The following is a 4,201-nucleotide window of genomic DNA, read 5'->3' as shown; positions in this document are numbered from 1 at the left end:
CGCGCCGTCGGGCCCGCCCCTCCCCCGGATCCGCTGCTCTCCTGCGCCATCCGCTGCCCCACCGGACAGCCGATCGCGCAGGGCGGCAGCGGATTTCCGGTGTCAGGGGGTGCGGAGCGCGGCCGTGCCGGTTCCGACCCCCATCACGCGCTGGTCGGGCTCCCGGTCGGGATAGGTGGCCCCTCGGTCGGGAAGGGTGGCCTCCCGGTCAGGCCGGGTGGTCGACGACCGGCTCGGCGCTCGCGGGGTCGACGGTCGCCTCCACCAGGAACTCGCGGACCTCGGGGACGCCGCGGAGGAAGCCGTCCGCCTCGTCGTCGGAGTCCGTCACCTGGCTGGCCAGCTCCGCGGCGACCCGTTGCTCGAACATCTCGACCTCCCGCTCGACGCGGTCGGTATCCCAGTCCAGCACCTCCGCCATGAGCTGCGCGGCCTCGCGGGCGCACGCCACCCCTCCGTGCTGGTACTCCATGGAGATCCGGGTCCGGCGGACCAGGACGTCCTCCAGGTGCAGAGCGGCCTCCGCGAGCGCGGCGTAGACGATCTCGACCCGGAGGTAGCGATCGGCGCCGTCGAGGGTCTCCAGCAGATCGGGGCGGTCCGCCGCCAGGTCCAGCACGTCCTCGAGAAGCGAACCGTAGCGGTCGAGCAGGTGCTGGACCTGCTCCTCCCTGATCTCGTAGTGGTCCGCGATCCGGTCCGCGCGGTTGACCATCGCCGGGTAGCCGTCGGCACCGAGGAGGGGGATGCGATCGGTGGTGGAGGCCGGAACGGATTCCGCGCGCTCCGGTCCCAGCTCGGCCACCGCGGCGTCGACCGCGTCCGCCGCCATGACCCGGTAGGTGGTGTACTTGCCGCCCGCCACCACCACGGCCCCGGGAGCCGCGCGCATCACCGCGTGTTCCCGCGAGAGCTTGGCGGTGGAGTCGGCCCCGCCCGAGAGCAGCGGGCGCAGTCCCGCGTAGACACCGCGGACGTCGTCCCGCCCGATCGGGGTCGTGAGCACGGCGTTGACGTGCCCGAGGATGTAATCGATGTCCGCACCCGTCGCCGCGGGGTGGGCCAGATCGAGCTGCCAGTCGGTGTCGGTGGTGCCGATGATCCAGTATTCGCCCCAGGGGATGACGAAGAGCACCGACTTCTCGGTGCGCAGGATGAGGGCGGCCTCCGAGTCGACCTTGTCACGGTCCACCACGATGTGGACCCCCTTGGAGGCACGCACCGTGAAGCCGCCCTCCTCCCCCAGCATCTCCTGCAGGTGGTCGGTCCACACCCCCGCCGCGTTGAGCACCACCCCGGCCCGGACGTCGGTCTCCCGTCCGGTCTCGGCGTCGCGGACCCGCACGCCGGTCACTCGTTCGCCCTCCCGCAGGTAGCCGATCACCTGCGTGGAGTTGGCGACCACCGCGCCGTGCAGGGCGGCGGTGCGGGCGAGCGTGAGGGTGTGGCGGGCGTCGTCGACCAACGTGTCCCAGTACCGGATCCCCCCCACCACGACGTCCTCGCGCAGACCCGGCGCCACGCGCCGTGCACCGGCGCGGCTGTAGTGCTTCTGCGGCGGGACGCTCTTGGCGCCGCCCATGAGGTCGTAGAGGACGAATCCCGCGGCCATGTAGGGGCGCTCCCAGAACCGGCGGGTGAGCGGGAAGAGGAACTTGAGCGGTTTGACCAGGTGCGGGGCCAGTCGGGTCATGCTGAGCTCGCGCTCGTGGAGGGCCTCGGCGACGAGCCCGAAGTCGAGTTGCTCGAGATACCGGAGCCCGCCGTGGAACATCTTGGAGCTGCGCGAGGAGGTCCCGGCGGCGAAGTCGCGGGCCTCCACCACCGCGACGCTCAGGCCGCGCGTGGCCGCGTCGACAGCGCTGCCGGTGCCCACCACACCGCCACCCACGATCACGATGTCGAAGGACTCCTCCGACAACCTCCGCCATGCCTCGGCCCGGCGCTCGGGACCGAGGACGGACCGTGATCTGATCGTGGGCATCGTGCTCCCTCCGGGGCCGGGTATCGGTTTCCGGCCGGTTGCGCCCGACTCTACGCCCGGGCGGACGTAGTCTGACGACGTGACGCGTAACACGTTCATCCTCGCGATCGACCAGGGGACCACGTCCTCGCGGGCCATCCTCTTCGACCACGACGGTCTGCCGGTGCCCGCGGCGACCGCCCAGGTCGAACACCGGCAGATCCTGCCCCGGGCCGGATGGGTGGAACACGACCCGCTGGAGATCTGGGAGAACGTGCGGACGACCATGGCCCAGGTGGCCGGTCACGCCGACCTCGAACCGGCGTTGGTGAGCGCGATCGGCATCACCAACCAACGGGAGACCGTGGTGGTGTGGGAGCGGGAGACCGGTGAGCCGGTCTACAACGCGATCGTCTGGCAGGACACCCGGACCTCCGGGATCTGCGCCCGGTTGGCGGAGGGCCACCCCGACGGAGACAACAGGTTCCGCGATGCGACCGGGTTGCCCCTGTCCACCTACTTCGCGGGTCCGAAGATCCGGTGGATCCTCGATCACCTCGACGCCGAGGGCCGACGCGGCACCGAGCGGGCCGAGGCCGGCGAGCTGCTGGCCGGGACCATCGATTCGTGGCTGGTGTGGAATCTCACCGGCGGCCGCCGCGGCGGGACCGACGGCGAACCGGCGCTCCACGTCACCGACGTCACCAACGCCTCCCGCACCCTGCTCATGGATCTGCGGACCCTGGAGTGGTGCGACGAGCTCTGCCGCGAGATCGGGGTGCCGCGGGCGATGCTCCCCGACATCGTGCCGTCCTCGGGGGTGATCGGTCACGTGACCGAGCGTCGCATGTTCGGCGGGACCCCCATCGCGGGGATCCTCGGCGACCAACAGGCGGCCATGTTCGGCCAGACCTGCTTCGACCCCGGCGACGCCAAGAACACCTACGGGACCGGCGCGTTCCTGCTGCTCAACACCGGCACCACCCCCCAGTTCAGCGACAACGGGCTGCTCACCACCGTCTGCTACAAGCTCGGGGACGCCGACGCCGTGTACGCGCTGGAGGGCTCCGTGGCGGTGGCGGGCTCGCTGGTGCAGTGGCTACGGGACAACCTCGGGGTGATCTCGAGCGCCGAGGAGACCGAGGAACTGGCGACGTCACTGGAGGACAACGGCGACTGCTATCTCGTGCCCGCGTTCTCCGGACTTCTCGCCCCTCGCTGGCGCCCGGACGCGCGTGGCACCCTGGTGGGCCTGACCCGGTTCCACACCCGGGCACACCTGGCGCGAGCGGCGCTCGAGGCCACCGCGTTCCAGTCCCGCGAGATGACCGACGCGATGGCCGCCGACGCCGGCGAGACCGCCGACGCGCTGCGTGTCGACGGCGGGATGGTGGTCAACGACTACCTGATGCAGTTCCAGGCCGACATCCTGGGCATCGACGTGATCCGGCCCGAGGTCACCGAGACCACCGCCCTGGGTGCCGCCTTCGCCGCGGGGCTGGCGGTGGGCCAGTGGGACTCCCCCGACCGGCTCCGGGAGTTGTGGCGGGAGGACCGGCGGTGGGAGCCACGCATGGCCGAGGACGAGCGCGCGCGCCTGTGGGGCCGCTGGAACGACGCCGTCGAACGGACCCTGGGCTGGGCCGCCACCGAGAGCTGATCAGGCGGGCACCGACGGCCCCGCGTGGAAGACGGCGGGACGCAAGGGCGTGACCTCCACCCGGGCCCCCACCTCGAAGACCTCCCCGCCGGAGACCGGGACCGCGAAGCTCTGCTCGGTGCCGTCGACACACATCCGGATGAGGGTCGACGCGCCGACGAACTCGACGCCGGTGCACACGCCGTGCCCCTCCTGCCCGACCCGACGGACCGTCAGGCTCTCGGGGCGCCACAGGACGGTGCCGGACCCGCGTGCGGGCGTGTCGAGTGGGACGGCGCCGATGGTGGTGTGTGCGACCCCTCCGTCCGCGGTGGCCGGGAGAAGGACGACCTCCCCCGCCAGCTGGGCGACCTCGCGGCTCACCGGGTGGTAGTAGAGCCGTTCGGGGGTGTCGACCTGGGCGAGGCGGCCGTCGATGAGCACGGCGACCCGATCGGCGGTGGCCAGCGCCTCCGCGCGGTCGTGGGTGACGAGGACCGACGTCGCGCCGGACTCGGCGAGCAGGGTCGAGACCTCCGCCCGGACCCGTCCCCGCAGGGCGGCGTCGAGCGCGCTGAACGGCTCGTCCAGCAGGATCA

The 4,201-nt window shown here is 72.0% G+C and carries 2 protein-coding genes and 1 pseudogene; 1 reads left to right on the top strand and 2 read right to left on the bottom strand.

Annotation, left to right across the window (positions count from 1 at the left end; translation table 11 throughout):
- Window positions 1-208 precede the first annotated feature (208 nt).
- Entirely contained in the window at window positions 209-1,984 is a 1,776-nt protein-coding gene (locus tag G6018_RS08120) for a glycerol-3-phosphate dehydrogenase/oxidase (RefSeq protein ID WP_179524760.1), read from the bottom strand.
- Window positions 1,985-2,063: 79 nt separating this feature from the next.
- On the opposite strand from G6018_RS08120, the gene glpK reads away from it, so the two are divergent.
- Window positions 2,064-3,623, top strand: coding sequence for a glycerol kinase GlpK (gene glpK / locus G6018_RS08115; protein WP_182616180.1), 1,560 nt, complete (start codon window positions 2,064-2,066; stop codon window positions 3,621-3,623).
- On the opposite strand, the pseudogene G6018_RS08110 reads toward glpK, so the two are convergent.
- A pseudogene (locus G6018_RS08110) lies at window positions 3,624-4,201 on the bottom strand (ABC transporter ATP-binding protein); the annotation flags it as partial. It lies immediately after the preceding gene.

The organism is Dietzia sp. DQ11-44, from assembly GCF_014145205.1.
GTDB classification, from domain to species: domain Bacteria; phylum Actinomycetota; class Actinomycetes; order Mycobacteriales; family Mycobacteriaceae; genus Dietzia; species Dietzia natronolimnaea.
This window is presented reverse-complemented; position numbering and strand designations above follow the sequence as displayed.

Bases quoted from the DNA above. Each gene is read 5' to 3' on its own strand.
- G6018_RS08120 (WP_179524760.1), bottom strand. From the start codon at position 1,984: ATGCCCACGATCAGATCACGGTCCGTCCTCGGTCCCGAGCGCCGGGCC.